Here is a 2,804-nt window from a genome sequence, read left to right on the forward strand (position 1 = left end):
CCGGCCGCCCGGGGTGCCCCGAGCGCCGCGGCCCGGCCGTCCGAGCCGATCGGCTCGCGCGGGTGCGGAGCGTCCGCCGTCCCCCTCATATGCCCTTCCCTGTCCGCCCCATCGGTCCTGTCGGCCCCATCGGTCCTGTCGGCCTCATCGGCCCGCTCAGGCCTTCAGTTTGTAGCCGAAGCCGCGGACCGTCTCGATCCGGTCCTGGCCGATCTTCGTGCGCAGCCGCTGGACGTGGACGTCGACGACGCGGGTGTCCCCGCCCCAGCCGTAGTCCCACACGCGCTCCAGGAGCTTGTCTCGGGACAGGACGGTGCCGGGCGCCGAGGAGAACTCCAGGAGCAGCCGCATCTCGGTGGGCGTCAGCGCCACCGGCGTCCCGTCCTTGCGCACTTCCATGCCCTCCGTGTCGATCTCCAGGTCGCCGAAGTGCAGCACGCCGCCGCCCGTGGCGACCGGTTCCTCCGTGCCGGAGGCGCCCGCGGCGGACGGGCCGCCCGCGTGCCCGAAGCGCCGCAGTACGGCGCGGATCCGGGCCACGAGCACGGCCCCGTCGAACGGCTTGGTCACGTAGTCGTCGGCCCCCGCCTCCAGGCCGAGCACGACGTCGATGGAGTCGGCGCGCGCGGAGAGCATGATCACCGGGACCGTCGACTCGTCGCGGATGCGGCGGCACAGGGAGACGCCGTCCAGACCGGGCACCATCACGTCGAGCAGCGCGATGTCCGGCCGGTCCGCGCGGAACGCCTCCAGGCCCGCCAGCCCGTCGGGCATGGCGGTCACCACGAAGCCGTCGCGCTCCAGAGCGAGCTGGGTGGCCTCGCGGATGACGTCGTCGTCCTCGACGAACAGCACGTGGGTCTGCTCACCCTTGCGCTCACCCATGGATCCTCCGTCCGTTCACGGTGCGCTCAGCCCGTCGTCCGCGGGGGTGGGGGACTCCCCGTCCACGGCATGGCTGTAGTCGTTGTGGATGCGGCCCTCCTGGGCGAAGCGGTCCCCGCGCCAGCGGTACGTGAGGACCTCCTCGCCCGAAGGAGAGGCGACCGAGTCGCCCTGCTCGTACACCTGCTTGGTGACCACCAGATCACCTCGGTCGATCTCCGCGTAGACCGGGGGTTCCTCGGCCTGGAAGACATTCTGGTACTTTCCGCCCTCGTCGCGATACACGTACGTCCCAATGCCGACCGCGTCGCCGCAGGTCATCACATTGACGACGACGTCGCTCGACGCACCGCCGGTCAGGTTGCCGTAGCTCACGTCGACCGGGTACTCGTTCGCCACGCACGGCTTGAGATCGCGCTTGATGTCCGCGCTGACCTTGGGATCGTCCTTCACCAGGTGCACCGCGTTGACCGTCTTCGGGCTCTGGGCGGGCGCGGGTGTCGAGGTCGCGGAGGGGGCGGAGGAGGCGGCGGAGCCGACCGGGTCCGTACGGGCGGGGCCCTCGTCCCGGGCGCCCGTGCCTCCGGCCGAACAGGCGGCGAGGGCCCCGACGAAAAGCCCGAGGGCGGCGAGCCCGGCAACCGCCGTGCTCCCCGCCTTGAGGGCTCTCAGGACCCTGCGAATCCGAAAGGCGCGTGTGCCTAGGCCGCGCAACGCTCCTGCTCCTCACGGTCGAGCGCGCGGGTCACCAGCTCTTCGCGGTCACGGCTCTCCAGCTCCTCGCGGAGCCGGGCGAGCGCCCGGTGCAGCGTGCTCTTCACGGTTCCGGCCGACATGCCGAGGGCGGCGGCCGTCTCCTCTGTGGACATCTGCTCCCAGTGTCGCAGCACCACGACACTGCGCTGCTTCGGAGCCAGCACCTTCATGATGTCCATCAGCAGGGCCCGGTCGGCGTGCTGCTCGGTCGAGTCGTCCACGACCGACTCGGGAAGCTGCTCGGTGGGCACTTCCTCCAGCTTCCGGGCCCGCCACCACTCGGTCCGCGTGTTGATCATGACCCGGCGCAGGTAGGCGTCGGCCAGTCGCTTGTCGGCTATGCCGTCCCAGCGTCCGTACGTCCGCACGAGCGCGGTCTGCAGGAGGTCCTGGGCGTCGACGGGGTCCGGTACCAGGCGCCGGGCGCTGCGCAGCAGAGCGTCCTGCCGCGTCCTGACGTACTCCTCGAACCCGAGCACCTCGCTGCCCTGCGCCATGATCAACCGCCTCCCGCTTCCTGCAATCCCCGTTTGTCCGCACTGGTCGTGTGCGGTTACGAGGAAGAAGTTACGGAGGTGTTGTCACGGCGTTGTCCGCTCCAGCCTTCGACGAACGCACGGCTGTCCGTCGGTTGTGTAACGAACCCGGGGGAGCGGCCGCGGAACGCGCCGGCTCACCCCACCGGAAGCCGGTACAGACCGCCCGCGAGCGGCTCCACCAGACCGTCGTCGACCAGCCCGTCGAGGGCGCGGGCCCGCTGCACCGGCTCCTCCCAGACCCGGTCGAGCACGGCCTGCGGCACCGGCGAGACCGCCTCCCGCAGCACGGCGAGGAGCCTGCCGCGCACCTGACGGTCCGTCCCGGCGTACGTCTGCGCGCGCCGCGGCGGCCCGTCGTGCGCGGGCTTGCCGGCCTGCTGCCACGCGCACTGCGCGGCGATCGGGCACCGGTGGCACTCCTCGTTCTTGGCCGTGCACACCAGCGCGCCCAACTCCATGGACGCGGCGGCCCACTTGGCGGCGGTGTCGTCGTCCGCGGGCAACAGCGCCCGCGCGAGCTTGCGCTCGGCCGCGGTCGTCGCGTTCGGCGGATACTGCACGCCCATCACGGCCCGCGCCAGCACGCGTCGCACGTTCGTGTCGAGCACGGCGTGACGTTGCCCG

Annotated in this window: 3 protein-coding genes and 1 pseudogene; all 4 read right to left on the reverse strand. The window is 71.7% G+C overall.

Features of this window, described 5'->3' with window-relative positions:
• Positions 1-156 precede the first annotated feature (156 nt).
• The gene (gene cseB / locus G3I40_RS37005; RefSeq protein ID WP_164559210.1) at positions 157-885 is read right to left on the reverse strand and encodes a two-component system response regulator CseB; all 729 of its coding nucleotides are present in this window, start codon (positions 883-885) and stop codon (positions 157-159) included.
• Between the two features lie 15 nt (positions 886-900).
• A complete protein-coding gene (locus G3I40_RS37010) occupies positions 901-1,599 on the reverse strand; it encodes a hypothetical protein (RefSeq protein ID WP_239092163.1) in 699 nt (232 codons plus the stop codon).
• Positions 1,587-2,138: a SigE family RNA polymerase sigma factor gene (locus G3I40_RS37015; protein ID WP_164559211.1), complete on the reverse strand. Its 552-nt coding sequence runs from the start codon at positions 2,136-2,138 to the stop codon at positions 1,587-1,589. The genes G3I40_RS37010 and G3I40_RS37015 overlap by 13 nt, the downstream gene beginning before the upstream one ends.
• A 176-nt stretch (positions 2,139-2,314) precedes the next feature.
• Positions 2,315-2,804: pseudogene (locus tag G3I40_RS37020) on the reverse strand (A/G-specific adenine glycosylase); the annotation flags it as partial.

This window comes from Streptomyces sp. SID14478, assembly GCF_010548525.1.
In the GTDB taxonomy this organism is placed as follows: Bacteria; Actinomycetota; Actinomycetes; order Streptomycetales; family Streptomycetaceae; genus Streptomyces.